The following is a 26,119-nucleotide window of genomic DNA, read 5'->3' as shown; positions in this document are numbered from 1 at the left end:
TTTGCGGTTTTTTTGTATTTTCACGCCAGACCTTACCGGCTTTCTTAATCACCGTAACTGCATGAAGAAATTGTTTACCGGCCTGGTAGCGATTTTGCTATTGACCCCATCCTTTGCTCAGGAGCTTACGCCTGATTTTGCGCTCCGGCACGCAAAAACCGCATCCCGAAGCCACCCAGCCGAAACGGCCGTAGCCATCGGGAAGTCGTTTCTGAGCCGGCCCTACGTCGCTCACACCCTCGAAGGCTACGAAACGGAGCAGCTGGTAATCAATTTCAAAACGTTCGACTGCACTACTTTTCTGGAAACCACCCTGGCGCTGGCCTTGTCGCGGCACCAGCTGACGAACGAAAGGGACTCGGCCCGGTTTGATCAGCTGTACCGTCGGAACCTGACCCAGATTCGCTACCGCAACGGCCGAATCGCAGGTTTTGCCAGCCGCCTGCACTACTTTTCCGAATGGCTGGCCGACAACGAACAGAAAGGCATTCTTCAGGATGTGACGCGCCGGATTGGCGGGATGCAGGTATCCAAACCGGTGTCGTACATGACCCAGTCCACCTGGAAGTATCCGCAACTTTCGGATCCGCCAACCCGTCAGCAGATTGCCCTGGTCGAATCGGCCATCAGTCAGCAAAGCTTCTGGTTTATTCCCAAAAAACAGATCAAAGACATTGAATGCAGCCTGAAAGAAGGGGATATCATCATGCTGACTGCTTCGCGGCCCGGATTGGACATGAAACACGTCGGTTTCGTGGTCTGGAAAACCGGACTGGATGGCGTACCGAGAGCGCACCTGCTGCACGCTTCGTCGCAGTATGGCGAAGTGATGATTTCTGAGGAACCGCTGGCCGAGTATGTGCAGTGGAACCGCCAGTTTTCGGGGATTCGGGTGGCGCGGTTGAACGAAACCGCCTGGCAGCAGATGGCCTACAGTGAAGCCCGCCGAATCAATTGAAACGGATTTTTTACTTTTTCGTGCCGCTTTTCCAAAATTAAGCGGGCGGCTGTTTCGCCCATTTTCTCGTGGTCGGTCGAAAGCACGGCAATTCCGTCGGCCAGCACTTCCTTCAGGGGTGTTTCGTTAAACGCCAGCACGCCAATGTCCTGCCCCAGTTGCAGGCCCCGCTGCTTGACTTGCCGGACCAGCTCGACCAGATCGCCGTCTTCCAGCACTATGTAAGCCGTGCCCGGCTGAAGTTCGCGGCCCGTTAGGGTATCCAGCAACTCAAATTCTTTGTGGTAATGCACGCAGAAATTGCGAAAACCGCGGACGATCTCGCGCGGGTAATAAACCTCTTTGGGGAAGACGAGAATCAGCTTCTGGTATTTGGCCAGCACATCCAGACCGGATTCCAGCGCTTCATAAATGTCGCGGTCAAATTGTTGGTAGACCACCGAATACGGGCCGTGTAATTCCGAAATTTCGCGGTCCAGAATAATCAGTTCGTTGGCCGGAATCTGTTCCAGCAACTTCACGACGTTAACCTGCTCGGTTTCTTCGTAAAAATGCGGCATCACCACGTAGTAATGGTATTGCCCGAGGTTTTCTTCCAGCAATTTCTTAAACCGCTGGGCGCTGTGGTGGTGAATGCGTAAATCAACGACCGCATTGTGGCCCAGTGCGTTCACCAGCGAATAGTAAATGATTTTTTTGTAGGCACTAAACTTGTTGATCAGCAGCAGAACCCGCACCTGACCCGGTCCCTCGCGCCGGATGAAAAAACCCTTGCCCTGCACGGCCTGAATAATGCCTTCTTTTTTCAGGTAGTTATAAGCTTTCTCGACGGTGTCGCGGGCCAGGTAATATTCTTCGCTCAGTTCGTTGATCGACGGCAGTTGCTGGTCCCGTTTGAGGGTCCCTATTTCAATGCCGTTGATCACCGCGTTGACAATCTGGCGGTATTTCGGAACACTCGACTGCGATTCAATATGCAGATCAATCATGGGTTAGGCTTAGGGGAATTTTGGAAACTTGCTGAAATCAGGCTTGCGTTTTTCTAAAAACGAGTCTTTGCCTTCTTTCGCTTCATCCGATAGATAATATAATAGGGTGGCATCACCCGCCAGTTGCTGAATACCCGCCTGGCCATCCAGTTCGGCGTTGAAAGACGCCTTCAGCATCCGCAGGGCAATCGGGCTTTTCTCCAGCATTTTACGGCACCATTCCATCGTCGTTTCTTCCAGTTGGTCGAGGGGCACAACTTTGTTGACCAGCCCCATTTGCAGGGCTTCCTGCGCGTCGTACTGATCACAGAGGTACCAGATTTCACGGGCTTTTTTCTGTCCGACAATCCGGGCCAGGTACGAAGCGCCAAAACCGCCGTCGAAGCTGCCCACTTTCGGGCCGGTTTGGCCAAACCGGGCATTATCGGCGGCAACGGTCAGGTCGCAGACCACGTGCAGGACGTGCCCTCCGCCAATGGCCCAACCAGCCACCATCGCTACCACTGGTTTGGGAATGCGCCGGATCTGCATTTGCAAATCGAGAACGTTCAGGCGCGGCACGCTGTCTTCACCGACGTAGCCGCCGTGCCCGCGAATCGACTGGTCACCACCGCTGCAAAACGCTTTTCCGCCTTCGCCGGTCAGGATGACAACCCCGACCCGGTCATCCTGGCGGGCCAGTTCCATCGCTTCGCTCATCTCCTTGACGGTCAGGGGCGTAAAGGCGTTGTGTTTTTCGGGTCGGTTGATGCTGATTTTGGCGACTCCCTCGTAATACTGAAATAAAATCTCACGGTATTCTTTGATGGTTTCCCAGGAATATTGACGCTGCATGGGGTTGAAATTTAAAGGGTTAACTGGCTGACTGCGCTGAAAGCCGGTCCGGTTTGATTATTCTTCCGAAAATTCGCTGTCGTGATACTGAACATCCCACGTATGATCGGCCATCATGCGCACGGTGGCCACGCACCGCCGGAACGGATACACCCGTCCCCACTCGTTGGGTGCAATCATCGACAGCACATCGGTACCGTCTTTTTTCTCGTAAAAATAATACGTATGTCCGACAATGGGCTCGAAACCCATCTGCGCGTCGTAAATCCGTTCCGACACTTCTACGCGGTTGCGGATGGCCGTTGCCTGCTCGGCCAGGAGCTGCATCTGGCGGTACAATTGCGACAATTGCAGGTCGGTTTGTTCGCGCATGGCCGTGACGGCCCGGCCCTTCATTTTGCCTTTGTCCTCCGGTTTGATCAGGGCGCTGCCCACCGAATGGGCGTACTCGAGCAGACCCGGTTTGTCCGTTACTTTATCGACCGAAATCGGATTTTCAAACTCTTCATCAATCATAGCGTGTGGGCTGGCTTTCGTTTACCTGGTAAGACAGCAAAACCGGTTTATCGTTGTCAGCGCGCCTTAAAAAGGAGCCGTAATTTTCGACCGGAAAGGCGTTCTTCATGAATTACCCAGGGTTTACGGTTTTCGGGATTATTTCTTTAACCTCGCCGGAGTAACAAAATCGGGGCAAAAGTAGCGTATTTTTGCGATTCATTCCGTACAACGCATGCGAATCGCTCCCGGTTATTTGCCCGAACCCCAAACCGAATCCGAAGCCCGGGCTGTTGAATTTTGTCGTGAATGGCTTTCCGGTCAGTCGCGCTTTGTGCTGCACACCTCCGGCTCGACCGGCACGCCCAAACCCATTTCCCTGAGCCGTCGCCAGATGCAGGCCAGTGCCCGGCTGACCGGCCAGACGTTTGGCCTGAAACCGGGCGACCGGGCGCTGGTTTGTTTAAATGTCCGCTACATTGCCGGGCTGATGATGCTGGTGCGGGGTCTGGAACTGGGTCTGGAGCTGACGGTGGTGGAGCCTTCGTCGAATCCCATTCACCAGTTCAATCCCGAAACCGATCACTTTGCCTTCGCGGCTTTTGTTCCGCTCCAGATGCAAACCATGCTTGAGAATCCCGCTCAGGCCCTCCCGATTTTGAACCAAATGAAGGCCATTCTGGTGGGTGGTGCCAGTGTGGACCGGGCGCTGGCCGATCGATTACAACGCATTGAGGCTCCGGTTTTCAGCACCTACGGGATGACCGAAACCGTCTCGCACATTGCCATCCGGCGGATCAACGGCCCCGATCAAACGGCGGTTTTCCGGGCGCTGGAGGGTGTGGAAATCGGCGTCGATGAACGGAGTTGTTTGTATATCCGAGCCGAAGCGACGGATTTCGAAACCGTACAGACCAACGACGTTGTGGAATTGCTGGATGCGCGCCGGTTTCACCTGCTGGGTCGGGCCGATTCGATCATCAACAGCGGGGGCGTGAAACTACTGCCGGAACAAATCGAAGACGTGATTTTGGGAGTCCTGCCGCCGGACCTGAAGGCCACCCGGTTTTTTATTTATGGCCTTCCGGACGAGCGCCTGGGCCAGCAGGTCGCCTTGTTTCTGGAAGCCGAATCGCATTGGGCCGAAAACCGGCTTGAAGCCGTTAAAACCGCTATTCGGGAAAAACTTGGCCCTTACGCAGTGCCGAGACACGTTTTATACTACCCGGTTTTTAGCGAAACGCCCACTGGCAAAATTGATAAAAAGGCCATTGTCACGGCAATCCGCTCTTCATAAGATTGCGTACGGGTATGAATAGGGTAGTTGATGAACAATAATTATTTGTTGAAAAACGATAAATAATTATTGTTCATCAACTATGTCAATGCTATCTTTGCCCCATGACATAAACGCAAATCGTATGAAACCTCAATTCATTTTTTCTTTTCTCCGGATCGGCACCAGCTTTCTGTATTACGCCATGATTGCCATTACGGTACTGGTATTTGCGAAGGGTGTATTGGGTTTTTTTGGCAATCCCACCCCGGATCGCAGTGCCCAGTTTAGTCACGAGGTGGTAGCCCATAAGGTGACCGGAACCGGTTCCGGCGCGTTTCTATTCGACAGCGGAGGCCCCATCCGGATGCGAATGGATGGTCGGGAGCCCGGGACTGCCTTTTCGGCGGACAGTCTGCTTCAATTTCATCCCATCGTCAACCGGTACCGCCTGGAAATTAAGCCGAAATCGGTGCTGGGTTATTATTCATTCGCCGTAGTCATGCTGAACTGCCTGCTGGTCATAGGTATTTTGGGGTTATTCAGAAGAATATTCAGCGAAGCCAGCGTCCGCGAGCCATTCAAGGCGGGTATTTCGAATAACCTGGTGCGGCTGGCGCTATTATTTGCGGTTTCCGATGGATTGAAACTGATTCATTACCTTGTTTTCAATCGATTGGTTGAGCAGCACCTTTCAAATCCCGGTTTTGACCTGATGACCGAAATCGGAAGCGGTTTTATTACCGGTCTGATTGTCTACGCGATTGCTATCATTTACCAGCGCGGCCTGTCGATTCAGGAAGAAAACGCCTTAACCGTTTAACCCATGCCGATTGTTGTTAATCTGGATGTCATGCTGGCCCGTCGCAAAATGTCACTGTCGGAACTGGCCGAACACGTTGACATTACGCTTTCCAACCTCTCAATTCTGAAAACCGGGAAAGCCAAAGCGATCCGGTTTTCCACGCTCGAAAAGCTATGCGACGTGCTCGATTGTCAGCCCGCCGATATTCTGGAGTATACGAAATGAGTACGGTTTTCCGGCGTATCTTTGTCCCTTAACAAACCGCCTACCATGATTGATCATCGTTTTAAAAGCCTGGAAATACGGTATCAGACCGCCCTGGTCGTGCCGCCCCCGTACGCCCATTTTTTTACCATTACCCTGCGTTCGTCGGCTGAAAACCGGCTGGCTATTGACCTGACCCTGACGTACACCGAACGGGATGAACTGGAGGAGGACGAAATTATCGGCGAAGGATTCACCAGCAACGATGATTACCAGTGGACGGGTGAGCTACCGGCTGTCTGGCGGCAAACTGTGGAAAATCTGGTTCAAAAGACCCAAATCAAACCGTTCGATGAAGAGAAACTGAGTGACGATCAGGATTATTTTCTGGTCGCCATTGAACAAAAAGACCAGAACACCCTTTCCGGCGCCCCCTCACATCGTTCGGAATGGCAGTTTTTAAGTCAGGAATTGATTCAGGCGATTTACGAGGTTTCGGAAAAAGAAAAACCGTTCGAAATAACGTACGTTGAAATTGATGGGGGAAATCGCGCAGAGGCCCATCTGACGGCTTCCTTTAGTCGGCGGGAAGCCCGGCTGGAAAACCGGCGCGACAACCAGAATCAGGCCACCAGCCTACCCTGGCCCGAACTCAAGGGACTTATGGAAATCGTGTATGGGGTTGAATACAACAGCGAGGAAGCGCTGCCTAATTTGCCCCGGAAAACCGGCCGGTTTCTGAACCTTGGCACTCCCGAATGGTACGAGCTCGGCACGGCGGTGACGGGCGAAGAGGCTGCCGTCAACAAACTTCGGAAAGCGCTGGCCCGGCTGATCTGATTACTGCTTCACGCTGACAGTTTGATGGGTCATAATGATTTCGGGTTGCCGGTTGGCCCTGATGAGCATGGAACCCAGCGTATACTTACCAGCCTGCATGGCTTCCAGCGGAATCGTCGTTGAAAAACCGGGGCCGAAATACGAGCCTTCGGTGAGCAAACGACGCCAGCCCGCTACCTTGGGCACGGTTCCGGTCAGGTACGTTTTCTGCTGACCCTCATCCCGCAGGATAATAAATAGGTTGTCGCTCAGGCTACGCCGTTGGAAGGGGAATTGGTTGATCTCGATAAAAAGCTGGGGATGGCCGCCGGCCGGATGCAGGAAGTACTGCGTCAGGAAGGGAAAGGATTTAAAGGACGGGTGAAGCGCACGATCCACCAGTTGATCAACATTTCCGAGGACGTTGGGCACCCGCCAGTAGCCTTCCCGGTAGGCCGGTAGCAGGAAATGCAGGCTGTTGTCGATTGGATAGAAATTACACAGTTCCGTCTGGTTTTGGGGCCAGTTATACGTGTCTGCTACGGCCCGGCTGTATTTATCCGCCACTTCGGGGGTGTAGTGGTAGAAGGAATTTAGATAGAAAAGGGCGGCAAATCCACCGAAAGAAACCAGGATCGGTTTGCGCCAATCGTCAAAACGCAGCAGCAGAAACAGGTAAAAAAAGACGGAACTGAACGCTGCGTAAACCTTAAAGCGGTTTTCCAGAATAATTTCGGAGCCGGCCCGAAAAACCGTGATCAACGCAATCGTCAGGAAGATAAAACAGAAATAGGCATACAGCGGATTGGTCAGCGGATGCCGCGAATGGGGATTTTTGACCGAATCCACCAAGCGGGAGATCATTGCCGGAATGACCATCCCGCTAATAAGCAGCCCCCAGATGATGGGTCCGGCGAACGAAAGCTGGTGCCATACCGAAAAGATTGCTCCGATTTTCGCAAAAAAAGACGCCGGAAGATACGCCCAGTTGACGCTGCTGCGAACTCCACTGCCGGGCGTGTACCCGATCAGGTAAAATCCCAGGGCCGCCAGCATGGCCAGAAGCCAGATCACCACGGTTTTGTAGTGCCGTTCAATCAACAGAAAATAGCCGCCGGTGGCAAAAACCAGAATGCCGTTTCCGTGGGTGAAGGTTGCCAGTCCGGCCAGTCCGATGGCCAGACCCAGGCGAAGGGACGAAGCCGGTTTTTTGAGCAGCGTCAGGCACACACTGAGCAGCAGAAGCAGGAAGGTGTGTTGCAGACCGGTCAGCGCCCAGAAGCTAACCTCGTGATACTGAGGCTGAAAGATAAAGAACGGAATCGGAAGAAAATAGTAGAAAGGCAGTTTGGTTTGCCGGAATAGCTGATAGATAAAACCGGTAACCAGTACCAGGTTGATCGTGGCGATCAGGATGTAATTTTTGAAATTCAGGTAGCCAAACAGGACGTAATCCAGGTACGCGATCAGGCGGGGGAGAAACAGCCGGTGGTCATTTTCGGCCCGGAAAAAAGCGTACAGGTTGTGCTTCCAGCCGAGGCCTTTTCGTACCTCGGTTATCACTGACAACAAACTGTTGTCATCCTGAAAAGGGAAATTAAGGGAATATGTGGCAACGTAATAGATAAAAAAAAGAATGACAGAGCCGCACACTACGCTGGTAAACCCATTGAAAATTTTTGCGCCAAGCGGTTTGGGAATTTTTTTTCTGGAAAGTGATAAGGTGTTCACAGCCTTGTAGATAGGACGTTATTGGGACCGGCTTTACGAAAGCCTGTACAAAAATCGGGCGTTAAAATAGGAATTATTTTTTCTGAATCCGATCCAGCTCATACTGTAAATCTTCCACCAGACTTCTGATTCCGTCGAGGGACGGCGGGACTTCGGGCATTTGCTGGCTGATGAAAGCGGCCACTTCCCAGACTTCCAGCACCTCACGGATGGGCACTTCGCGGGTGCTGACCGATGCATTTTCGGAAGACAACAGCAACATGCCCTTCGTTTTAACCTGATTGAAAACCCGGCGGCACAGGATTCCCTGGCTTTGCACCAGCAGAATGTACAGTTTTCCATCGGCAATATCGTACCAGTTCCGGACGAATTTTCCAATGAGCATCGCACCGGGATACACAAACTCGTCGCCCGCTTCGAAAGCCCGGTAGGTGTCAGGGGGTAACAGGGGCAGTTGTAAAACAGCCAGCCGGTTCAGGAATTCGGGTTGCTGGTAACGCTGCATATAATCCGAATACTGGCGTTTCTGCACCCACTGGATGGTGTTGGTCGCTTCCTGAACCGGGTGAGTATGGCGTTCGCTCTCCGGTTTGGAACCGGTCCGGGCATTTTCGTAGGCATTGTTGAACGACAACGGCGGGGCGACTGGCTCTGGGCGGGGCAGGGTAAACGGCGAAAAGCCCTCGCGGTGCGAAACCGGTCGCGGAATGATCCGTTGCGACACCAGTTTGATCCGCGGTGTAGGGTCGACCGGTTTTTGAAAACCGGCCGCTGGTTTGGTGGCGGGTTGCTGGTAATATTTTTCCAGAACCGCCGATAATGATTTGGGTGCGGTAGCCGGATGATCGGTTTCCTGAATATCTTTGGGCAGGGGGGATGCCGGAAATGAAGCCGGGATTTTAGGGTGGTTATCAGACGATGAACGATCCAGGGGGAGGGACAAATCCGGCGTTTCCCGAATTTTCCGTAAATCACTTTTCAGTAAATTATCGACCGTGGTGTTGAACGCCCGGGCAATGGACATCAGGTTGTCCAGGTTGGGGTTGGCGCGGGCTTCTTCATAAGCCCCCAGCAGCGATCGCTTGATGCCGATCCGGCGGGCAAACTGCTCCTGCGTCAACCCGTTCAGTCGGCGGAGGTACTTGATGTTATTACTGACAATACTCATGGGGTGGCGTTTTGACAAAAATATTAGTATTTCTGTATTATTTCGATCTTTTTAATGAAAACGTACTCAGGGCATGAACAGCGCGGTTTTTGATCGGGAAAACAGAACACGGATTCGGGAAATTTTTGATGCGCAACGGCAGCATTCGGCCTTTGTCGCGGCCACTACAGCGGCCGAGCGCATTGCGAAACTGAAAAAGATGGGGGCCTACATTCTAGCAAACCGGGCGGGAATCATTCAGGCACTGCATGACGATTTTCGAAAACCACCCACGGAAACCCTACTTACCGAAATTTTTGCGACCAACAACGAGCTCAAGGAAGCCATTCGGAACCTTCGGCAATGGATGAAACCGCAGCCGGTTTCCACCCCCATGCCGCTGCTGGGCACCAGCAGTTCCGTTCGGTACGAACCCAAAGGCGTCACGCTCATTATTTCTCCCTGGAATTATCCGTTCTACCTGAGTATTAAACCGTTAATTTCGGCCATTGCCGCCGGAAATACCGCCCTGATCAAACCGTCGGAGGTCAGTTCGCACACCTCCGGTTTTATCCGGCAGATGATTGAAAGTCTGTTTCAGGAGGACGAAGTGGCGGTTTTGGAAGGAGATGCTGCGTTGGCTCAAAACTTGTTGGAATTGCCTTTCGATCATATTTTCTTTACGGGCAGCACCGCCGTTGGGAAAAAAGTAATGGCGGCTGCGGCCCAGCACCTCAGTTCGGTAACGCTGGAACTGGGTGGCAAATCGCCCTGCATCATCGACGAAACCGCCGACATCGAAGCTGCGGCTCAGCGGGTTGCCTGGGGCAAATGGGTGAACAACGGGCAAACCTGCGTCGCGCCGGATTTTGTGATGGTTCAGCGGTCGGTGGCGGGTCGGTTTGTCAAAGCCGTCAGGGAAGCCGTCCGGAGCATGTATGATGAAAACGGGAGGGGCGTTCAGGCGTCTGAAAGCTACGCCCGGATCATCAATGACCCGCATTTTGAGCGGCTGGAGTCCCTTTTGAAAGACGCGCGGGAAAAAGGAGCCACGCTTTCCATGGGTGGCGGCATGGACCCTGCCGATCGGTTTATCGAACCCACGTTGCTGGAAAATGTTACGGGAAAAATGGCGGTGATGCAGCAGGAGATTTTTGGCCCGATTCTGGTTGTAATTCCCTACGATACGCGGGAAGAAGTGGTCCGGTTTTTGAGCAGCCAGGCAAAACCGCTGGCCCTGTACATTTTTAGCCGGAGGGAGTCCGATGTTCAATTCTGGATCAGCCGCACCACCGCCGGCAACACGGTTGTCAACGATACGATGATTCATTTTGCCCATACCGAACTGCCCGTTGGGGGGGTCAACCAGAGCGGAATCGGGAAAGCAAACGGTTTTTTCGGTTTCCAGGAATTCTCCAATGCGCGGGGAATTGTGAAGCGGCAATTCGGGATTACTCAGTACATTTACCCGCCATATTCAGACAAAATAAACCGGCTCATTGATTTTTTTGTGAAACGCATTTAAACGTTTGGCCGCACTATTGGGTCGATCAGCAGGAATACCTATCTTAGTGCCAAGTTTATACTCAACAAGAAATATGGTCGATACTTCTGCCGTACAATCTGAGTCCTCAATTACCGTTCCCGGAATCTCACACAAACAGACGGAAAACCCCGGTCATCGCTCCGGCATCCCCATTATTTTTATTCACAAAGGGTACAGTCCTTATCTGGAGTTCACGCTGCGCCAGGTTGTTCATTCCAATCCCAACAGTCCGATCCACTTTCTGGGGGATTCGACCAATAACCGGTTTCCTTTCGTCATCCATCACCACATCAGTGAGTATTTAAACGAAGAAGCCGACCATTTTACCCAGGTTTATCAGCACACCTCGCCCAACCAATTTGATTACGAATTGTTCTGTTTCGTGCGCTGGTATGTGGTGAAGGAATTAATGAAACGGGAAGGGTTCAGCCGGGTTTTTGTGGCCGATTCGGACGTGATGATTTATTCCGACATCACGGCTTTCGTGAACCGGAGCAATCTGGACACCTGCCTGGCTGCCTATAACATCGGGGTTGATCATCAGTGGGTTCGCTCGGCTTCGGGCCATTCGTCGTACTGGACCTGGGAAGGCATCAACCTGTTTTGTGAGATGGCGATCAACCTTTATTCGGAACCACGGCTGATGGCGTTCATGGATCAGATTCGGGCCGAAAAGATCATCAAAAATGACAGTGCGGGCGTGTCGGATATGACGGCTTTGTACGTTTTTTACGAAGAGCATCGGTCCCGCATTCAGAGTTTATCGGAATGCCGGAACGGGTCCGCTTTCGACCACAACATCTGCATGGCGACGAATTACAACCTGAATGAATACGAATTTGGGTTGGGCCGTAAAAAGATCGTCATGAAAAACGGTTCTCCGGTGGCCTACAATAAATTCCTGAAGCAGGAGATTACGTTACATACCCTGCATTTTCAGGGCAACAGTAAAAACATCATTCACCGGTATTACACGGGAAAAGGTTTGCTCGACAACAAGGTCTACCGGGAGCTGCGTTTTCGGGCCTCGGTGTTGTATCACATGGTAAAATCGTGATCAGTTCTCGCTGTAGGGCAGATTAACCGTGTCCCGCCAGTAGGTGGCGACGTCGCCGATCATTTGAATCAGGTCGGTAAACTGGACGGGTTTGACCAGGTAGGAATTGGCGCCCATGCGGTAGGCTTTTTCAACTTCCTGGCGCGATGAAGTCAAAATCAGAACCGGAATATTTTTCAATTGGTTGTCCGACCGAATCGCCAGCAAAGTTTCCAGTCCGTTGCGGAGCGGCATGTTAATGTCCATGATGATCAGGGAGGGAAGCGGATTGGAAGCATCAGGGCCAATGCAGTTCCGGAGGTAGTCAATTACCTGATCCCCATCTTCGACAAACCGTCCGCAATCGAACAATCCATTTTGCATAAAGGCTTCGTCGAGCAACAGGCGATCTTCCTCATCGTCTTCGGCAACTAGGATGGTAAATGGGCGGTTGGGCAACATACACAATCAAGGGTACTGGACAGATGGCTCGAAATGAGCGAATGAAGGTAACGGTTTTCTGAATGATTGGCAACTTGTACAATCATAATGTTGGCCAAATTAGATTTTTTCCTGCTTTTTCATACCTTATTGGGTAAACATTTTTTTGATTGCTCTTTCCAGCTTATGCGCTATTGGTTGTTGGTATTTTGCCTAGTGACGGTTTCCGGTGCTGCTCAGACGCTTCCCATTCTTGATCAAAATCCGCCCGGCTTCCGGTGGTATCAGCTCCAGACACCGCATTTCCGGGTGATCTATCCCGCCAATTTTGAGCAGACCGCCCAAAAAACCGCCCGGCGGCTGGAACAGGTTTACGAACCGGTGAGTGCTTCGCTGAAAAAAACGCCCCGCCGGTTGTCGGTCATTTTGCAGAACCAGACCATGATCAGCAATGGATTTGTGACGATGCTGCCCCGGCGATCCGAATTTTTTGCCGTGCCGCCCCAGGACCCCTTCCTGGCCGGGAACCTCGAATGGCTCGATTTGCTGGCGGTTCACGAGTTCAGGCACGTTGTTCAATACGATAAAGCCTTGCAGGGATTTACGGGCGTAGCCTATTACCTGTTCGGAAATTCGGCCCTGTCGGCCCTGACATTGGGTGTGCCCGACTGGTTTTGGGAGGGCGATGCGGTTGGAACCGAGTCGGCGCTGACCCGGGCCGGGCGCGGGCGGATTCCGAATTTCGACCTGGGAATGCGGGCTAATTTGCTGGCGGGCCGACCCTTCCGCTACCCCAAAGCCGTGGCCGGTTCCTACCGCGATAACGTTCCCAATCATTACGTTTTGGGCTACTTTATGTCAACCTACCTGAAACGCGCTCACGGGGCCGATGCCTGGAGCAGCGTGCTGAATCGGTATTACCGGTTTCCCTTGTATCCGTTTTCCTTTTCCAACAGCATCAAAAAAACGACGAAATACCGGGTTGAAGAACTTTATCGCCGGTCGATGGAGGATGTTCGGGAAAGCTGGCAAAAACAACAACAAGATCTTCGGTTGACAGAAGCCGTTACCTTTCCCGCGAAAGCCCCGGAAACCGTCTATACCAACTACCAGTACCCGCAGTATAGTTCTGAGCAGGAAGTCATTGCCCTGAAATCCGGCCTGGGTGACATTGTTCAGTTCGTATCCCTCAACCCGAACGGAACCGAACGAAAGGTGTTCGTGCCCGGATTACTGAATAACCCGGAGATGCTTTCGGTCGCAGGCGGAAAAATTTGCTGGACCGAGTTTCGGTATGACGTACGGTTTAGTCAGAAAATCAATTCCGAAATTAAAGTCTTCGATTTAAAAACCCGGAAATTAAACCGCCTGACCCTGAACGGGCGCTTTGCAGTGGCGGTTCTTTCGCCCGACGGATCGAAGGTGGCCGCCGTGCAAAACGACGAAACCTACCAGACGAAGCTGGTCATTCTGAACGCCGAAACCGGTCAGGTCGTGCGGGCGCTGGACAATCCGGAAAACGATCTGTACGTTCAGCCCCGCTGGCGGGCCGACAACCGGACGCTGGTGGCCGTCGTCCGGAAAAAAGAAGGGAAAACAATTCAGAGCATTGATTCTGAAACCAATGCCCGGCGCGACCTGATGCCCGTTCAGGATCAGAACATCAGTCACCCGCAACCCTGGAAACAGTATATTTTCTACAACTCGCCCCAGTCGGGGATTGATAATATCTACGCCCTGAACACCGAAACCGGTCAGCGTTTTCAAGTAACTTCCCGGCCGCTGGGGGCCTACCACGCGACGGTTTCACCCGATGGTAAAACCCTGGGTTTTCACGATTTCCGGGCCAGTGGCCACCGCATTGCCACGATGCCAATCGAGCCCGCGAAGTGGGTTTCCGTCCAGCAGATACAGGACCGGTCGGTGCGGTATTTTGGCCCGTTCGTTCCGCAGGAGCCCGGCGGGGCTGCCGTTCGTTCTGCGCTGGCCGATTCGTTGCCCGCCAACCCGGTTTTTCCGATAAGCCGGTTTCGTCGGCTGCAACACGCCCTTAACATTCATAGCTGGGGGCCGGTGGTGAGCTCCGACGGCCAGAGTGGAACGGTGGGCCTCCAGTCGCAGGATTTGCTGAGCACCACCCAGATTGACGTGGGCGTTGGCTATGACCAAACCGAGCGGACGGTCAATTATTACGGCAACCTGAGTTACCAGGGATTGTTTCCAATCCTGGATGTCGGTTTTCAGCGGGGTCGTCGGTCAACCTCGGTTTATATAGACCAACGGACCCCGCTCGACTCGCTGCGGAGCGACAGCTGGAGCTACAACCAGCTCACGGCCGGTTTTCGTATACCGCTGCAATTGACCCGCTCGAAATACATTCAAAACGCTTTGCTGTCGGCCTATTACGGTTTTCAGCAAGTTAGTGGGTATGATTTACCGGTCCGCCCGATCACGGAAGTGGGTTTCGCCCAATCGCTCAACTCCCTGTCCTACGGATTGTCGTATTCCCGGACGTTGAAACAAAGCAAACGGGATGTGGGCCCCCGCTGGGGCCAGGCGGTTTCGGCGGTTTGGCGCACGACACCCTTCGGCGGTCGACTCAAGGGTGAAGTTTGGGGGGTGCAGGGCAGTTTGTATATTCCGGGACTTGGCAAGCACCATTCCCTGCGGCTGCGCGCGGGCTATCAGGAGCAGATGGCGGGAAATTACCGGTTTGCGGCCGCGGTTTTCTTTCCGCGCGGGCAATCCTACGTCAGTCACAATCAGTTAACGGTCGGGAGTGCCGAATATCGCCTGCCGCTGCTGAATCCCCATTGGTCAATTGGCCGCTGGCTTTACGTCCAGCGCGTGAAAGCCGTCGGTTTTTACGATGCTGCCCAGGGCCAAAGTCTGGTCCGGGTGAACGGACAGTCACAACGGATTACTGATTCCTACGCTACGACGGGCCTCGATTTGTCATTTGTCTTCAACGTCATGCGGCTCCGAACGCCATTTGAAGCCGGTGTCCGCACGATTTACAACCTCAATACCAACGCGTGGCTAGTGCAGCCGCTGGTAATTGGGATCGGATTTTGAAGGCGGGGAAAAGGTAGAAAAACAAAAGAAAAAAGAGATGAAAGGAGAAAAAAAGGTCGATTGCCGATTCTTCCTTCTTTATTCCCTTCATCCCTTCTTCCTGTCTTTCTATTGATAAATCTCTTTTCTGGCGGCTTTCAGCGTATTTTGCATGAGCGAGCAGATGGTCATCAGGCCGACACCACCGGGCACGGGGGTGATGAAGCTGGTTTTGGGGGCGACTTCATCGAATTTTACGTCACCTTTCAGCGCAAAACCGCTTTTCTTGCTTGCATCCGGCACGCGCTCGAGTCCCACGTCGATCACCACGGCACCTTCTTTGACCATATCGGCGGTGATGAACTCCGGTCGGCCCAGGGCGGCAATCAGAATATCGGCCGAGCGGCAAATCTCGGGCAGGTTCTGCGTCCGGCTGTGCGTGAGCGTTACCGTACAATTTCCGGGGTTCGTGTTGCGCTGCATCAGAATGCTCATCGGTAAACCGACAATCTGGCTACGACCCACCACCACGCAATGTTTACCGGCGGTTTCGATGTTATACCGGTTCAGCATTTCCAGAATTCCCTGCGGTGTGGCCGAAATGTAGGCCGGCAAGCCTTTCGCCATGCGGCCAATATTGATCGGGTGAAAACCGTCCACGTCTTTGGCGGGGTCGATGGTTTCCATGACTTTATCGGCCGAAACGTGGGCGGGCAGCGGCAACTGCACAATCAGCCCATCCATGTCCGGATTGGTATTGACGTCCTGAACGGCCTTGATGAGTTCTTCTTCCGTTACGGCGTCATCAAACCGGATCAGCGTCGAGTTCATGCCGATCTCTTCGCAGCTTTTCATTTTGCTGGCGACGTACGTTTCGCTGCGGCCCGCCGTGCCCACCAGAATGGCGACCAGGTGCGGAATTTTGCCGTTTTGGGATTTGATTTCGGCCACTTCGGCCGCCAGTTCCTGCTTGATTTGTTGGGAGAGGAGTTTTCCGTCGAGGAGTTGCATGCGTCGGTTCAATAAAAAGGCAAAGGTAGCGGTTTTATCCGGACGTGTTTCCGGTTTTGCGGGCCATTATTTAAAAGAAGACTGGATTTTTAGCGCAAAATTTAGTATACTTGTAAAAACCGCCAAATCACTACCGGAAACCGAGAGACAAATTAATGAAGTTTTATCGATTGATATATCCACTTTTAGGCATCCTTCTGACGGGATGGGCGCTTGGCTGGCTGGCCGGGCCGTCGGCTCGTTCGGTGAAGGCAACGGTCCTGAAAGTGGCGACAATCGGTACCACGACGGATTTCGATTACACGGATCATCTGACGGATTGGGCGCCGGGTTCGTTTGTCAACGAAGCCATTGTTGCTCCGCCGGTTTCCCACCAGTTTCCCCATGCCCTTATTGCCATTATCCCGGCTATCTGGGTGCTGATTCATTGTCCAAAACAGATCCGGCTCGGGCGGATTTCGTATTATTTCTTTGCCTATTTCCGGCGTTTATTCGGCCACCACATTGCCATCAACGCTCCCTGAGTCGTTTTTAAGCCAATACCTGCTTTTTTTTGTCCTCCCTGCTGCCTTCTCCCGCTATCGTTCCGTCGGTAGGTTCGATTGAATTCATCTGGTGATGGACTGCGGCATTGCCATAACCAGCCATTTCGATACATTCGACGGGCTGCGTCTCTCTAATTAGTTGTCAACAAGTCATTTATCCACAAACCATCGCTAATATTATGGTCAAGAAACGTATCCAAAGAGCCAGGAACTCCGCCATTTTTCGGGAAATAAAAGAAGGCTTTTTTATTGTTCTGGGGGTGCTTTGTGCGGGTATGGGCCTGAAAGGCTTCCTGCTGCCCAACGACTTTCTGGACGGAGGTGTCATCGGTATTTCCCTGTTGCTGCAAATCAAAACCGGCATCGATCTGGCGATCCTCGTGGTGATCGTCAACATTCCGTTTATTTTGATGGGCTATCGCCAGGTTTCCTGGGCGTTTGCCCTTAAAACCGCCGTGGGAATCGGGCTGTTGGCTTTGTGTCTGGCCTTTATTCCGTACCCGATTGTGACTACCGATAAACTACTGATTGCCGTTTTTGGCGGTTTTTTCCTCGGGGCCGGCATCGGGCTGGCCATGCGGGGGGGCGGAGTACTCGACGGAACGGAGGTGCTGGCGATCTACGTTAGCCGCCGGTCGTTTTTATCGGTGGGTGACGTAATCATGGTCATCAACGTCCTGATTTTCGGGTCTGCCGCCATTTTTATTAACGTAGAAACCGCCTTGTACGCGATGTTAACCTACCTGGCGGCATCGAAAACCGTTGACTTTATCATCCACGGTATTGAAGAATACATCGCCGTGATGATCGTGTCGGACCGGCACGAAGAAGTGCGGCAGTTGATTACGGAAGAACTGGAACGGGGCGTTACGGTTTTGAAGGGCGAAAAAGGGTTTGGCAAGCGCGGTATGCGGGATAACGATATCAATATTCTGTACGCAGTCGTCACCCGTCTGGAAATCACCCGGTTAAAGGATAAAATCGGCGAAGTTGATGAGAAGGCGTTTCTCATTGAACACAGCATTGCCGACGTGAAAGGTGGGATGATTAAACCCCGCCCGTTGCACTAACCACCAATTGTTCCGCCAGCCGCGACAAACCCGTCGTGGCTGGTTCGGCGATGAAGGTTAGGTTTTTGCGGGGCCGGATTTTTGGAATAGTCGGATCGACCACGTAAATCGGAACCCCCGGCCGGGTATAATCGATCAGACCGGCGGCCGGATACACGGCCATTGACGTGCCAACGATGATCAAAATATCCGCCTGATTCACTATTTCGACGGCGGTATCCATCATTGGCACAGCCTCACCAAACCAGACAATATGCGGGCGAAGCTGCGAACCTTTTTCGCAGTGGTCGCCCATGTTTAATGCCCAGCCTTTGAGGTCATACACCAGGTTTTCATCGCGGGTACTGCGGGATTTGAACAATTCACCGTGGAGGTGAACTACGGTCGATGATCCGGCTTTTTCGTGCAGATTATCGACATTTTGGGTAATAATTGTCACCTCAAAATACCGTTCCAGCTCCTTTAGGGCCCGATGCCCGGCGTTGGGTTGGGCGTCAAGGGCCTGCTTCCGGCGCTGGTTGTAAAAATCAAGTACCAAATTTGGGTTCCGGTTCCAGGCTTCGGGAGTGGCAACATCCTCCACCCGGTGGTTTTCCCACAAACCGTTCGAATCCCGAAAGGTGCGTAACCCGCTTTCCGCGCTTATGCCCGCTCCCGTTAATACCACAATTTTTTTCATTTCTCTTTTCGCTGGTCGGTTATTCAGGGTTTTTAACGATTCTTTTGCAATCTTTTCTCGCGCATTAATGGGCTTTGCAACAGGTCGTCAGAAAAGTTATGCAGGCTTGGGTCACTTCGGCGTGGCCCTCTGCCGGGCAGGCTGCGTCAGACCGTACAACGCAAAACCGCTGTTGAGTCGTTCCGCCAGCAAGGTTTGGTACATCTTATGGACTTTTTGCCAGAGCCGTGCGCATTGATTGGTAATCCAGTTTTATCAATGAAAGTGAAGCAAAGGATGGTTCCAGCTGAACAAGTAGCTGAATGACAAGGTAATGATTCAAGTTCAGAAACTCCTGAAATGAAAAAACCGCCCCGGAAGTGAAGGGCGGTTTTGAACGCAGAAAATAATATCGGGGCTATTTTTTCTTGGCAACGGTTTTTTTAGCCGCAGAGGGACGCGCTGCGGGTGCTTTGGATGCGGCTTTTTTCGCCTTTGGCTTTTCCTCCGTGGCCGTGTCGCCCGCCAGTTTCAGACAGTCTTCCAGCGTCAGCGTAGCCGGTTCCACATCCTTGGGAATTTTAACATTCCGTTTGCCGATGGAAATGTACGGTCCGTACATGCCATTGACCACTTTTACCGTCGGATTTTCCGGAAACTCCTTGATGTATTTGTTGCTTTCGGCCTGCCGTTTCTGCAAAATCAGCTCAATGGCGCGTTCCAGCGTCAATCCGGCCGGTGACTGGCCTTTCGGGAGCGAAACGTATTTATCATCGTGTTTGACATACGGTCCAAAACGGCCTTTGCCGGTCGTTATCAGCTTACCCTCGAACTCACCGATGGATTCGCTGATGTTCTCGACCCGTTTCTGCTGAATCAGCTCGATGGCGCGTTCCGCCGTTACTGTATACGGATCATCGTCTTTCGATAACGAAACGTATTTATCGTCATGTTTGACGTACGGCCCAAATTTCCCGATGCCGATGATCATGGATTTGTCCTCAAAAAAACCGACTTCGCGGGGCAGCGAGAACAGGTCGAGCGCTTCTTCGAGCGAAATGGATTCGATCAGCTGATCTTTCTTGAGGTTGGCAAATACCGGTTTATCCTCGTCGGTGGCTTCACCAATCTGCACGTAAGCGCCGTATTTCCCCAAACGGGCCGACACTTTTTTGCCCGAACGCGGATCAAGGCCCAGATCCCGGCTACCCGGTTTTCCGCCCGTCAGCGCTGCGCCCTGCACGGTTTCGACCGTCCGGTGAAAATCGCCGTAAAAATTCTCAATCATCTGTTGCCAACCCATTTTCCCGTTGGCAATTTCATCAAACTCTTTTTCGACCGACGCCGTAAACTTGTAATCGACGATGCCCTCGAAGTATTCCACCAGAAAGTCGTTGACCACCAGTCCCATGTTGGTCGGGAACAGTTTGGCCTTTTCGGAACCGTAGTTTTCCTTCCCGGTTTTTTCCTGAATATCGCCTTGCTTCAGCGTCAGTTCCTTGAATTCACGCTCTTTGCCCGGGCGGTCTTCTTTAATAACGTATTGCCGCTTGATGATTGTTGAAATCGTCGGTGCGTAGGTGGACGGCCGGCCGATGCCCATTTCTTCCAGCTTTTTAACCAGACTGGCTTCCGTATAGCGCGGGGCCGGTCGGCTGAACTTTTGGGTGGCTTTCATCTGATCGAGATTCAGCACCTGGCCGATGGAAAGCGGTGGCAGCATACCTTTGCTTTCTTCGTCTTCATCATCGGTCGACTCCATGTAAACCTTCAGAAAACCGTCGAATTTGATGACTTCGCCCTGGGCAATCAGCTCCTCCGGCGTGGTCGAAATACCGATGGTGGCCGTGGTGCGTTCGAGCTGGGCATCGGCCATTTGTGAGGCAATCGAGCGTTTCCAGATCAGGTCGTACAGCCGCTGTTCGTTGCGATCACCCCCGGCGGTTTTTACCGAAAAATCAGTGGGCCGGATGGCTTCGTGGGCTTCCTGCGCCGATTCCGATTTGGTTTTGTATTGACGGGTGTGCACGTATTTCTCCCCAAATTCCGTCGTAATCGCCTGCTTGGCCTTGTCGATGGCTTCCTGCGAAAGGTTGGTCGAGTCGGTCCGCATGTACGATATTTTGCCGCTTTCATACAGTTTCTGCGCCAGCGTCATGGTTTGCAAAACCGAAAACGATAGCTTGCGGGAAGCTTCCTGTTGCAGCGTAGAGGTCGTAAAGGGGGGAGCGGGGGATTTTTTAGCGGGTTTGGTTTCGAGATTTTTAATCGTAAAAATGGCGGCCCGGCATTTGTCCAGAAACGCCCGCGCTTCGTCGAGGGGCGGAAAGTTTTTCGGGAGCTCGGCGTTCAGCACCTTGCCACCGTCGACGATAAACTGGGCGGTTACTTTGTAGCTGGATTTAGTGTTGTGGCTGTCAATTTCGCGTTCACGCTCCACGATGAGCCGAACCGCGACCGACTGCACGCGACCGGCCGAGAGAGCCATCGAGCTACCCGATTTGATTTTTTTCCACAAAACCGGGGAGAGCTCGAAACCGACCAGCCGGTCGAGCACGCGCCGGGCCTGCTGCGCATTCACCAGGTCGATGTCAATCTGACGGGGCGACTGAATGGCGTTCTGAATGGCTTTCTTGGTGATTTCGTGAAATACAATCCGCTTGGTATTGTCCTTCAAACCCAGTGCTTCCTTCAGGTGCCAGGAGATGGCTTCCCCTTCACGGTCGTCGTCCGTTGCCAGCCAGATTTCTTCGGCTTCTTTGGCGAGCTTCTTCAACTCGCTGATAACCTGTCGCTTATCCGGAGAGATTTCGTAGGCGGGACGAAAACCGTTCGGGATGTCGATTGCCATATCATCTTTCGGCAAATCCCGGACGTGGCCATAACTCGATTTCACCACGAAATCTTTACCCAGATACCCTTCAATGGTCCTCGCCTTCGCGGGTGATTCCACGATAACCAGGTTTTTTGACATATGAATTCAGGTTGAATGTTAAAATTGTGCCGACAATCGGACTCCACGTCTCGTGCCAAATATAGAAGCAAAAGACGTAATACTTACAAATCCCGGGGCGGGAAAGATGGTCGGGTGGGTACTGTATATGCCTTAATAACCAATTTTACGGCCTAAACGTTCCGGAAAGCGGGGGTAAAAATGAACAGATCGTACTATTTAATCCGCCCGGTTACTTGCTGTTTCCGGGCCATTACGCATGGTCCTTTTATTCGCCCGCAACGGTATGAACTGGCTGTTAACCCCTTACCGGTACTCGAAAGTCTGGGAAAATATTGATAACGTTTCCAAATTATGGGTAAAATGGGGGGTGGTTTTATTTTAATGTTAAAAATCATCTAATTTTGGCACACCATTCCGGAAACTCATTTTCCGGTAGTAAAGTTGTCTATACAGATACTTATTACTATTCACAGCTTAATTCCTCCAGTCTATGGCTTTTGATTTTGACATGATTCAGCGCGTATACGACGGTTTTGGCGAACGTGTCGAAGCAGCCCGGCAAATTACGGGTCACCCGCTCACCTTGTCGGAAAAAATATTATATGCCCACTTAAGTGGTGGTATTGCCCAGAAGGCGTATAACCGGGGCAAAGACTACGTTGATTTTGCCCCTGACCGCGTGGCGATGCAGGATGCAACGGCCCAGATGGCCCTGTTGCAGTTTATGCAGGCCGGTCGTCCGCAAGTGGCAGTGCCGTCTACGGTACACTGCGATCACCTGATCCAGGCGGAAGTGGGTGCCACGGAGGATCTGGAAAATGCAAATAATAAAAACCGGGAGGTTTACGCCTTCCTGGCGTCCATTTCGGACAAATACGGGATTGGTTTCTGGAAACCGGGTGCCGGAATTATTCACCAGGTCGTAATTGAAAACTACGCGTTTCCGGGCGGTTTGATGATCGGCACGGATTCGCACACACCGAACGCCGGTGGCCTGGGAATGATCGCCATCGGGGTCGGTGGAGCCGATGCCTGTGATGTGATGGCCGGCTTGCCCTGGGAACTGAAAATGCCGAAACTCATCGGCATTAAACTGGTCGGCAAATTGTCGGGCTGGGCATCAGCCAAAGACATCATTCTGCGCGTGGCCGGTATTCTGACCGTTAAAGGCGGTACGGGTTGCATCGTGGAGTATTTCGGCGAAGGCGCAGACAGCCTGTCGGCCACCGGAAAAGGCACCATCTGTAACATGGGTGCCGAAATCGGTGCTACGACCTCAATTTTTGCCTACGACGAGAAAATGGGCGATTACCTGCGGGCGACCGACCGGGCGGATGTGGCGGATGCGGCCAATGCCGTGAAGCAGCACCTGCGGTCGGATGATGAGGTTTATGCCGATCCGGCAACGTACTACGATCAGGTGATCGAAATTAATCTGTCCGAACTCGAACCGCACGTCAATGGCCCCTACACGCCGGATCTGGCGTGGCCGCTGTCGAAATTTGCGCAGGCGGTGAAAGAAAACGGCTGGCCCGAAAAACTGGATGTCGGCCTGATCGGTTCTTGCACGAATTCTTCGTACGAAGATTTGACCCGGGCGGCTTCCGTGGCCCAGCAGGCGATTACTAAAAACCTCAAAACGCATTCGGAGTACACCGTAACACCAGGTTCCGAACTGGTGCGGTTTACTACCGAACGCGATGGGTTGCTGGATACGTTTGAAAAAATTGGCGGTGTGGTGCTGGCGAATGCCTGCGGACCCTGCATCGGCCAGTGGGCGCGGCACATCGATGATCCGAACCGTAAAAACTCGATTATTACGTCCTTCAACCGGAACTTTGCGAAACGGAACGACGGCCTGGCAACCACCCACGCGTTTGTGGCGTCACCGGAACTGGTAACGGCGATGGCCATTGCCGGTAGCCTGACGTTCAACCCGATGACTGACAAGCTGACCAACGAAACCGGCGACGAAGTGATGCTGGACGAACCGGCGGGTATCGAATTGCCGGTGAACGGTTTTGCCGTGGATGACGCGGGGTATCAGGCTCCGGCCGAAGACGGCAGCGGGGTTCAGGTGGTGGTGAGCCCGACCTCGGATCGACTGCAACTGCTCGAATCGTTCAAGGCGTGGGAGGGCACTGACCTGACCGGCCTGAAACTGCTGATCAAAGCCAAAGGCAAATGCACGACCGACCACATTTCGATGGCGGGACCGTGGCTGAAATACCGGGGTCACCTCGACAATATTTCCAACAACATGCTGATCGGCGCGGTCAATTACTACAATGAAAAGACCAATACCGTAAAGAATCAGCTGACGGAAGAATACGGGGAAGTACCGGCGGTGCAACGGGCCTACAAGGCGGCCGGTATCGGATCCATTGTTGTGGGCGATGAAAACTACGGCGAAGGATCATCCCGGGAACACGCGGCCATGGAACCCCGGTTTTTGGGCGTTCGGGCCATTCTGGTGAAGTCATTCGCCCGGATTCACGAAACCAACCTGAAAAAGCAGGGTATGCTGGCCTTGACGTTTGCCGATCCGGACGATTACGATGATATCCGCGAAGATGACACGATCGACATCCTGGGTCTGACGGAATTCAGCCCGAACGGTCAGCTGACGATTCGCCTGAACCATACGGACGGAACAAGCGAAGAATTCCAGGTGAATCACACCTACAACGAAACGCAGATCGAGTGGTTCAAAGCCGGTTCGGCCCTGAACCTGATCAAACAGCGGCAAGACGCTTAAAAGGCGGTTTTTCCTATCAGCCCCCAAAATCGCCGTGTTTTGGGGGCTTTTTTATGTTTTGAGAAAAGGTATATCGCATAGGTTAGCAGAGAAGAAGGAGGTAAACTGAGTTTTTTCTCTGATCAACTCTACTTTTTCTCCGCTTAACTCGGCGAAATAACTTGTACCGTTTCACCGCCCATTTTTACCGTTTCATCGGGAAATTGAGCGGGGAGTTGGTCTGTAACCGGTACCTTAAACCGTAAAAGCTTTGCGCAATCGATGACGTTTGAAGTCTGGCAACCCATGTTCACCGGCATGGTAATTTCCATCCTGCTGTTGAATGTTGTCCAATGGATAACGTACCGGGAACGCATATACGGGCTCTACACCCTGTATATGCTGGCCTGGCTGGCCTACTTCGTCGTGCGCATTCGGCCCATCCGGACCGGGCTGGGGCTGAGCAGCAACGACTGGTTTTTTGTGAAAGCCTGCATGCCTATGATCGCCTATTTCATCTACTTCGGTTTTACCGACGCGTTCATTAGTCTGCGAAAACAGTTGCCCGGTTTATTTCGGATTTTTCAGTACACCCGGCTGTGCCTGCTGCTGTACATTGCGCTTCAGTTTACACTGTGCTACCTGACTGGTGACAGCGATTCCGTCCTGTATAATGCCGCCCATACGGTGGTTCGGGTGGGGATGGCGGTGCTGGGTGTCTACGGCGTTATTAAGATTTTTCAGTTGCAGGATACGGTCGCCCGGTATTTTGTCATTGGGTCGGCCTGCCTGCTGGTGGGCGCGGTGAGTTCCATGGTGCTGACCTTTCTGATGGACGATTTTTCGCCGTCGATTTATTTCTGGCAGGCGCCATTAACGCCCATCCAGGTCGGAATCATTTTAGAATTGGTTTGCTTTTCGCTTGGATTGGGCTATCGGCAGCGCCATGCCGCCATCCGGTCGGCGGTGCTGGAACAACGGATTGCCCGGCAACAGGAAGCCCACCAGCGCAGCCAGCTCGAAGCGGAACTCAACGTGCAGCAGCTCCGGCAGGAGATGTCGGAGGTACAGATGCGGGCGCTGCAATCGCAACTGAATCCGCATTTTCTGTTCAATTCGCTCAACTCCCTGTCATCCCTGATCAGCGACGAACCCGTTAAAGCCGAGCAGTTTGTCGATGAAATGGCCAGTGTGTACCGGTATATTCTGCAAACCGGCGATTATGAACTGACGACCCTGGGCCGCGAACTGCAATTCCTTCACTCGTACTTTCACCTGCTGCAAACCCGGTATGGACGAGGAATCTCGCTGGACATCGCGGTAGCGGAAGAATTTAAGACCGCCCAATTACCACCCTTAACGCTGCAACTCCTGATTGAGAACGCTGTCAAACACAACGTGGTCTCCAGCGAACAGCCCCTGAAAATTTATATCTCAACGACTGATCCGGGCTGGCTTATCGTGCGGAATACGCTTCAGCGAAAATCGCTGGAGCGGGTGAAATCAACCAAGAAAGGCTTGCTCAATATCCTGACTAAGTACAAAATGCTCGATCAGTTGACGCCCACCGTTGAGGAAACCGTGGACGAATTTGTAGTGACCCTTCCCCTGATCCGATAAGTCGACCGCTTCACATCGGACTTTTTCCGTTTCATTGAATTTGGCGTAGTTTCGGTTGCCCTTGCAGTTCAATTTTGGGTATTCAACACCAAAACCGCATTCCACACCGGTTTTATTCCCGATGAGAAAGCCAATAACACGTTTGCCGACCTTGCCCTGTTCCGACGGAATAGGTGCCACAAATCCG

21 protein-coding genes are annotated in these 26,119 nt (G+C 52.6%); 12 read left to right on the top strand and 9 right to left on the bottom strand.

The window, feature by feature from the left end; genetic code table 11:
- Positions 1-61: 61 nt before the first annotated feature.
- Positions 62-958, top strand: coding sequence for an N-acetylmuramoyl-L-alanine amidase-like domain-containing protein (locus ACYVHX_RS25990; RefSeq protein WP_460674616.1), 897 nt, complete (start codon positions 62-64; stop codon positions 956-958).
- Here ACYVHX_RS25990 and ACYVHX_RS25985 read toward each other — a convergent pair.
- The 3 genes from ACYVHX_RS25985 to ACYVHX_RS25975 are packed head-to-tail and all read right to left on the bottom strand — an operon-like array spanning position 931 to position 3,297.
- On the bottom strand, positions 931-1,947 hold the full coding sequence (locus ACYVHX_RS25985) for a GntR family transcriptional regulator (RefSeq protein ID WP_460674615.1): 1,017 nt from the start codon (positions 1,945-1,947) through the stop codon (positions 931-933). The genes ACYVHX_RS25990 and ACYVHX_RS25985 overlap by 28 nt on opposite strands.
- Before the next feature lie 9 nt (positions 1,948-1,956).
- Complete coding sequence (gene menB, locus ACYVHX_RS25980; protein WP_460674614.1) at positions 1,957-2,781, bottom strand: 1,4-dihydroxy-2-naphthoyl-CoA synthase; 825 nt, start codon at positions 2,779-2,781, stop codon at positions 1,957-1,959.
- A 57-nt stretch (positions 2,782-2,838) separates the two neighbouring features.
- Positions 2,839-3,297, bottom strand: a complete 459-nt coding sequence (locus ACYVHX_RS25975) for a DUF2452 domain-containing protein (RefSeq protein WP_460674613.1) — start codon at positions 3,295-3,297, stop codon at positions 2,839-2,841.
- Between the two features lie 214 nt (positions 3,298-3,511).
- On the opposite strand from ACYVHX_RS25975, the gene ACYVHX_RS25970 reads away from it, so the two are divergent.
- The 4 genes from ACYVHX_RS25970 to ACYVHX_RS25955 all read left to right on the top strand — a co-directional run bounded on the left by ACYVHX_RS25970 (position 3,512) and on the right by ACYVHX_RS25955 (position 6,401).
- Positions 3,512-4,573, top strand: coding sequence for an AMP-binding protein (locus tag ACYVHX_RS25970; protein ID WP_460674612.1), 1,062 nt, complete (start codon positions 3,512-3,514; stop codon positions 4,571-4,573).
- A gap of 124 nt (positions 4,574-4,697) precedes the next feature.
- Positions 4,698-5,375 (top strand): DUF2975 domain-containing protein, encoded by a 678-nt coding sequence (locus ACYVHX_RS25965; protein ID WP_460674611.1) that lies wholly within the window; start codon positions 4,698-4,700, stop codon positions 5,373-5,375.
- A gap of 3 nt (positions 5,376-5,378) precedes the next feature.
- Positions 5,379-5,582, top strand: a complete 204-nt coding sequence (locus ACYVHX_RS25960) for a helix-turn-helix domain-containing protein (RefSeq protein ID WP_460674610.1) — start codon at positions 5,379-5,381, stop codon at positions 5,580-5,582.
- A 45-nt stretch (positions 5,583-5,627) separates the two neighbouring features.
- Entirely contained in the window at positions 5,628-6,401 is a 774-nt protein-coding gene (locus tag ACYVHX_RS25955) for a hypothetical protein (protein ID WP_460674609.1), read from the top strand.
- Here ACYVHX_RS25955 and ACYVHX_RS25950 read toward each other — a convergent pair whose 3' ends face one another.
- Both ACYVHX_RS25950 and ACYVHX_RS25945 read right to left on the bottom strand, forming a co-directional pair.
- Entirely contained in the window at positions 6,402-7,943 is a 1,542-nt protein-coding gene (locus tag ACYVHX_RS25950; RefSeq protein WP_460674608.1) for a hypothetical protein, read from the bottom strand.
- Between the two features lie 241 nt (positions 7,944-8,184).
- The gene (locus ACYVHX_RS25945; RefSeq protein ID WP_460674607.1) at positions 8,185-9,279 is read right to left on the bottom strand and encodes a helix-turn-helix transcriptional regulator; all 1,095 of its coding nucleotides are present in this window, start codon (positions 9,277-9,279) and stop codon (positions 8,185-8,187) included.
- Between the two features lie 73 nt (positions 9,280-9,352).
- On the opposite strand from ACYVHX_RS25945, the gene ACYVHX_RS25940 reads away from it, so the two are divergent.
- Together ACYVHX_RS25940 and ACYVHX_RS25935 are read left to right on the top strand one after the other, a co-directional pair.
- On the top strand, positions 9,353-10,783 hold the full coding sequence (locus ACYVHX_RS25940; RefSeq protein WP_460674606.1) for an aldehyde dehydrogenase family protein: 1,431 nt from the start codon (positions 9,353-9,355) through the stop codon (positions 10,781-10,783).
- Between the two features lie 73 nt (positions 10,784-10,856).
- Complete coding sequence (locus tag ACYVHX_RS25935) at positions 10,857-11,861, top strand: hypothetical protein (protein ID WP_460674605.1); 1,005 nt, start codon at positions 10,857-10,859, stop codon at positions 11,859-11,861.
- On the opposite strand, the gene ACYVHX_RS25930 is transcribed toward ACYVHX_RS25935, so the two are convergent.
- On the bottom strand, positions 11,862-12,302 hold the full coding sequence (locus ACYVHX_RS25930; protein ID WP_460674604.1) for a response regulator: 441 nt from the start codon (positions 12,300-12,302) through the stop codon (positions 11,862-11,864). It lies immediately after the preceding gene.
- 165 nt (positions 12,303-12,467) lie between these two features.
- Between ACYVHX_RS25930 and ACYVHX_RS25925 the strand changes: the two genes are divergently transcribed.
- On the top strand, positions 12,468-15,356 hold the full coding sequence (locus ACYVHX_RS25925) for a hypothetical protein (RefSeq protein WP_460674603.1): 2,889 nt from the start codon (positions 12,468-12,470) through the stop codon (positions 15,354-15,356).
- 108 nt (positions 15,357-15,464) lie between these two features.
- Here the strand turns inward: ACYVHX_RS25925 and ACYVHX_RS25920 are convergent, their stop codons facing one another.
- The gene (locus ACYVHX_RS25920; RefSeq protein WP_460674602.1) at positions 15,465-16,346 is read right to left on the bottom strand and encodes a bifunctional 5,10-methylenetetrahydrofolate dehydrogenase/5,10-methenyltetrahydrofolate cyclohydrolase; all 882 of its coding nucleotides are present in this window, start codon (positions 16,344-16,346) and stop codon (positions 15,465-15,467) included.
- Between the two features lie 155 nt (positions 16,347-16,501).
- Here ACYVHX_RS25920 and ACYVHX_RS25915 point away from each other — a divergent pair, with 155 nt between their 5' ends.
- Positions 16,502-16,870: a hypothetical protein gene (locus tag ACYVHX_RS25915; protein WP_460674601.1), complete on the top strand. Its 369-nt coding sequence runs from the start codon at positions 16,502-16,504 to the stop codon at positions 16,868-16,870.
- A gap of 200 nt (positions 16,871-17,070) precedes the next feature.
- Positions 17,071-17,961, top strand: a complete 891-nt coding sequence (locus ACYVHX_RS25910) for a YitT family protein (protein ID WP_460674600.1) — start codon at positions 17,071-17,073, stop codon at positions 17,959-17,961.
- Here the strand turns inward: ACYVHX_RS25910 and ACYVHX_RS25905 are convergent.
- Positions 17,939-18,640, bottom strand: coding sequence for an SIR2 family NAD-dependent protein deacylase (locus tag ACYVHX_RS25905; protein WP_460674599.1), 702 nt, complete (start codon positions 18,638-18,640; stop codon positions 17,939-17,941). The genes ACYVHX_RS25910 and ACYVHX_RS25905 overlap by 23 nt on opposite strands.
- Before the next feature lie 397 nt (positions 18,641-19,037).
- Entirely contained in the window at positions 19,038-21,593 is a 2,556-nt protein-coding gene (gene topA / locus ACYVHX_RS25900; protein WP_460674598.1) for a type I DNA topoisomerase, read from the bottom strand.
- Positions 21,594-22,065: 472 nt separating this feature from the next.
- Here topA and ACYVHX_RS25895 point away from each other — a divergent pair, with 472 nt between their 5' ends.
- Both ACYVHX_RS25895 and ACYVHX_RS25890 read left to right on the top strand, forming a co-directional pair.
- Positions 22,066-24,333 (top strand): aconitate hydratase, encoded by a 2,268-nt coding sequence (locus ACYVHX_RS25895; protein WP_460674597.1) that lies wholly within the window; start codon positions 22,066-22,068, stop codon positions 24,331-24,333.
- A gap of 261 nt (positions 24,334-24,594) precedes the next feature.
- Complete coding sequence (locus tag ACYVHX_RS25890; RefSeq protein WP_460674596.1) at positions 24,595-25,932, top strand: sensor histidine kinase; 1,338 nt, start codon at positions 24,595-24,597, stop codon at positions 25,930-25,932.
- Positions 25,933-26,119: the final 187 nt, after the last annotated feature.

Source organism: Larkinella ripae (assembly GCF_054780775.1).
This window is presented reverse-complemented; position numbering and strand designations above follow the sequence as displayed.

Excerpts from the sequence above, each read along its gene's own strand:
- ACYVHX_RS25990 (WP_460674616.1), top strand. The coding sequence starts at position 62 with ATGAAGAAATTGTTTACCGGCCTGGTAGCGATTTTGCTATTGACCCCA.
- ACYVHX_RS25985 (WP_460674615.1), bottom strand. The coding sequence starts at position 1,947 with ATGATTGATCTGCATATTGAATCGCAGTCGAGTGTTCCGAAATACCGC.
- menB (WP_460674614.1), bottom strand. The coding sequence starts at position 2,781 with ATGCAGCGTCAATATTCCTGGGAAACCATCAAAGAATACCGTGAGATT.
- ACYVHX_RS25975 (WP_460674613.1), bottom strand. The coding sequence starts at position 3,297 with ATGATTGATGAAGAGTTTGAAAATCCGATTTCGGTCGATAAAGTAACG.
- ACYVHX_RS25970 (WP_460674612.1), top strand. The coding sequence starts at position 3,512 with ATGCGAATCGCTCCCGGTTATTTGCCCGAACCCCAAACCGAATCCGAA.
- ACYVHX_RS25965 (WP_460674611.1), top strand. The coding sequence starts at position 4,698 with ATGAAACCTCAATTCATTTTTTCTTTTCTCCGGATCGGCACCAGCTTT.
- ACYVHX_RS25960 (WP_460674610.1), top strand. The coding sequence starts at position 5,379 with ATGCCGATTGTTGTTAATCTGGATGTCATGCTGGCCCGTCGCAAAATG.
- ACYVHX_RS25955 (WP_460674609.1), top strand. The coding sequence starts at position 5,628 with ATGATTGATCATCGTTTTAAAAGCCTGGAAATACGGTATCAGACCGCC.
- ACYVHX_RS25945 (WP_460674607.1), bottom strand. The coding sequence starts at position 9,279 with ATGAGTATTGTCAGTAATAACATCAAGTACCTCCGCCGACTGAACGGG.
- ACYVHX_RS25940 (WP_460674606.1), top strand. The coding sequence starts at position 9,353 with ATGAACAGCGCGGTTTTTGATCGGGAAAACAGAACACGGATTCGGGAA.
- ACYVHX_RS25935 (WP_460674605.1), top strand. The coding sequence starts at position 10,857 with ATGGTCGATACTTCTGCCGTACAATCTGAGTCCTCAATTACCGTTCCC.
- ACYVHX_RS25930 (WP_460674604.1), bottom strand. The coding sequence starts at position 12,302 with ATGTTGCCCAACCGCCCATTTACCATCCTAGTTGCCGAAGACGATGAG.
- ACYVHX_RS25925 (WP_460674603.1), top strand. The coding sequence starts at position 12,468 with ATGCGCTATTGGTTGTTGGTATTTTGCCTAGTGACGGTTTCCGGTGCT.
- ACYVHX_RS25920 (WP_460674602.1), bottom strand. The coding sequence starts at position 16,346 with ATGCAACTCCTCGACGGAAAACTCCTCTCCCAACAAATCAAGCAGGAA.
- ACYVHX_RS25915 (WP_460674601.1), top strand. The coding sequence starts at position 16,502 with ATGAAGTTTTATCGATTGATATATCCACTTTTAGGCATCCTTCTGACG.
- ACYVHX_RS25910 (WP_460674600.1), top strand. The coding sequence starts at position 17,071 with ATGGTCAAGAAACGTATCCAAAGAGCCAGGAACTCCGCCATTTTTCGG.
- ACYVHX_RS25905 (WP_460674599.1), bottom strand. The coding sequence starts at position 18,640 with ATGAAAAAAATTGTGGTATTAACGGGAGCGGGCATAAGCGCGGAAAGC.
- topA (WP_460674598.1), bottom strand. The coding sequence starts at position 21,593 with ATGTCAAAAAACCTGGTTATCGTGGAATCACCCGCGAAGGCGAGGACC.
- ACYVHX_RS25895 (WP_460674597.1), top strand. The coding sequence starts at position 22,066 with ATGGCTTTTGATTTTGACATGATTCAGCGCGTATACGACGGTTTTGGC.
- ACYVHX_RS25890 (WP_460674596.1), top strand. The coding sequence starts at position 24,595 with ATGACGTTTGAAGTCTGGCAACCCATGTTCACCGGCATGGTAATTTCC.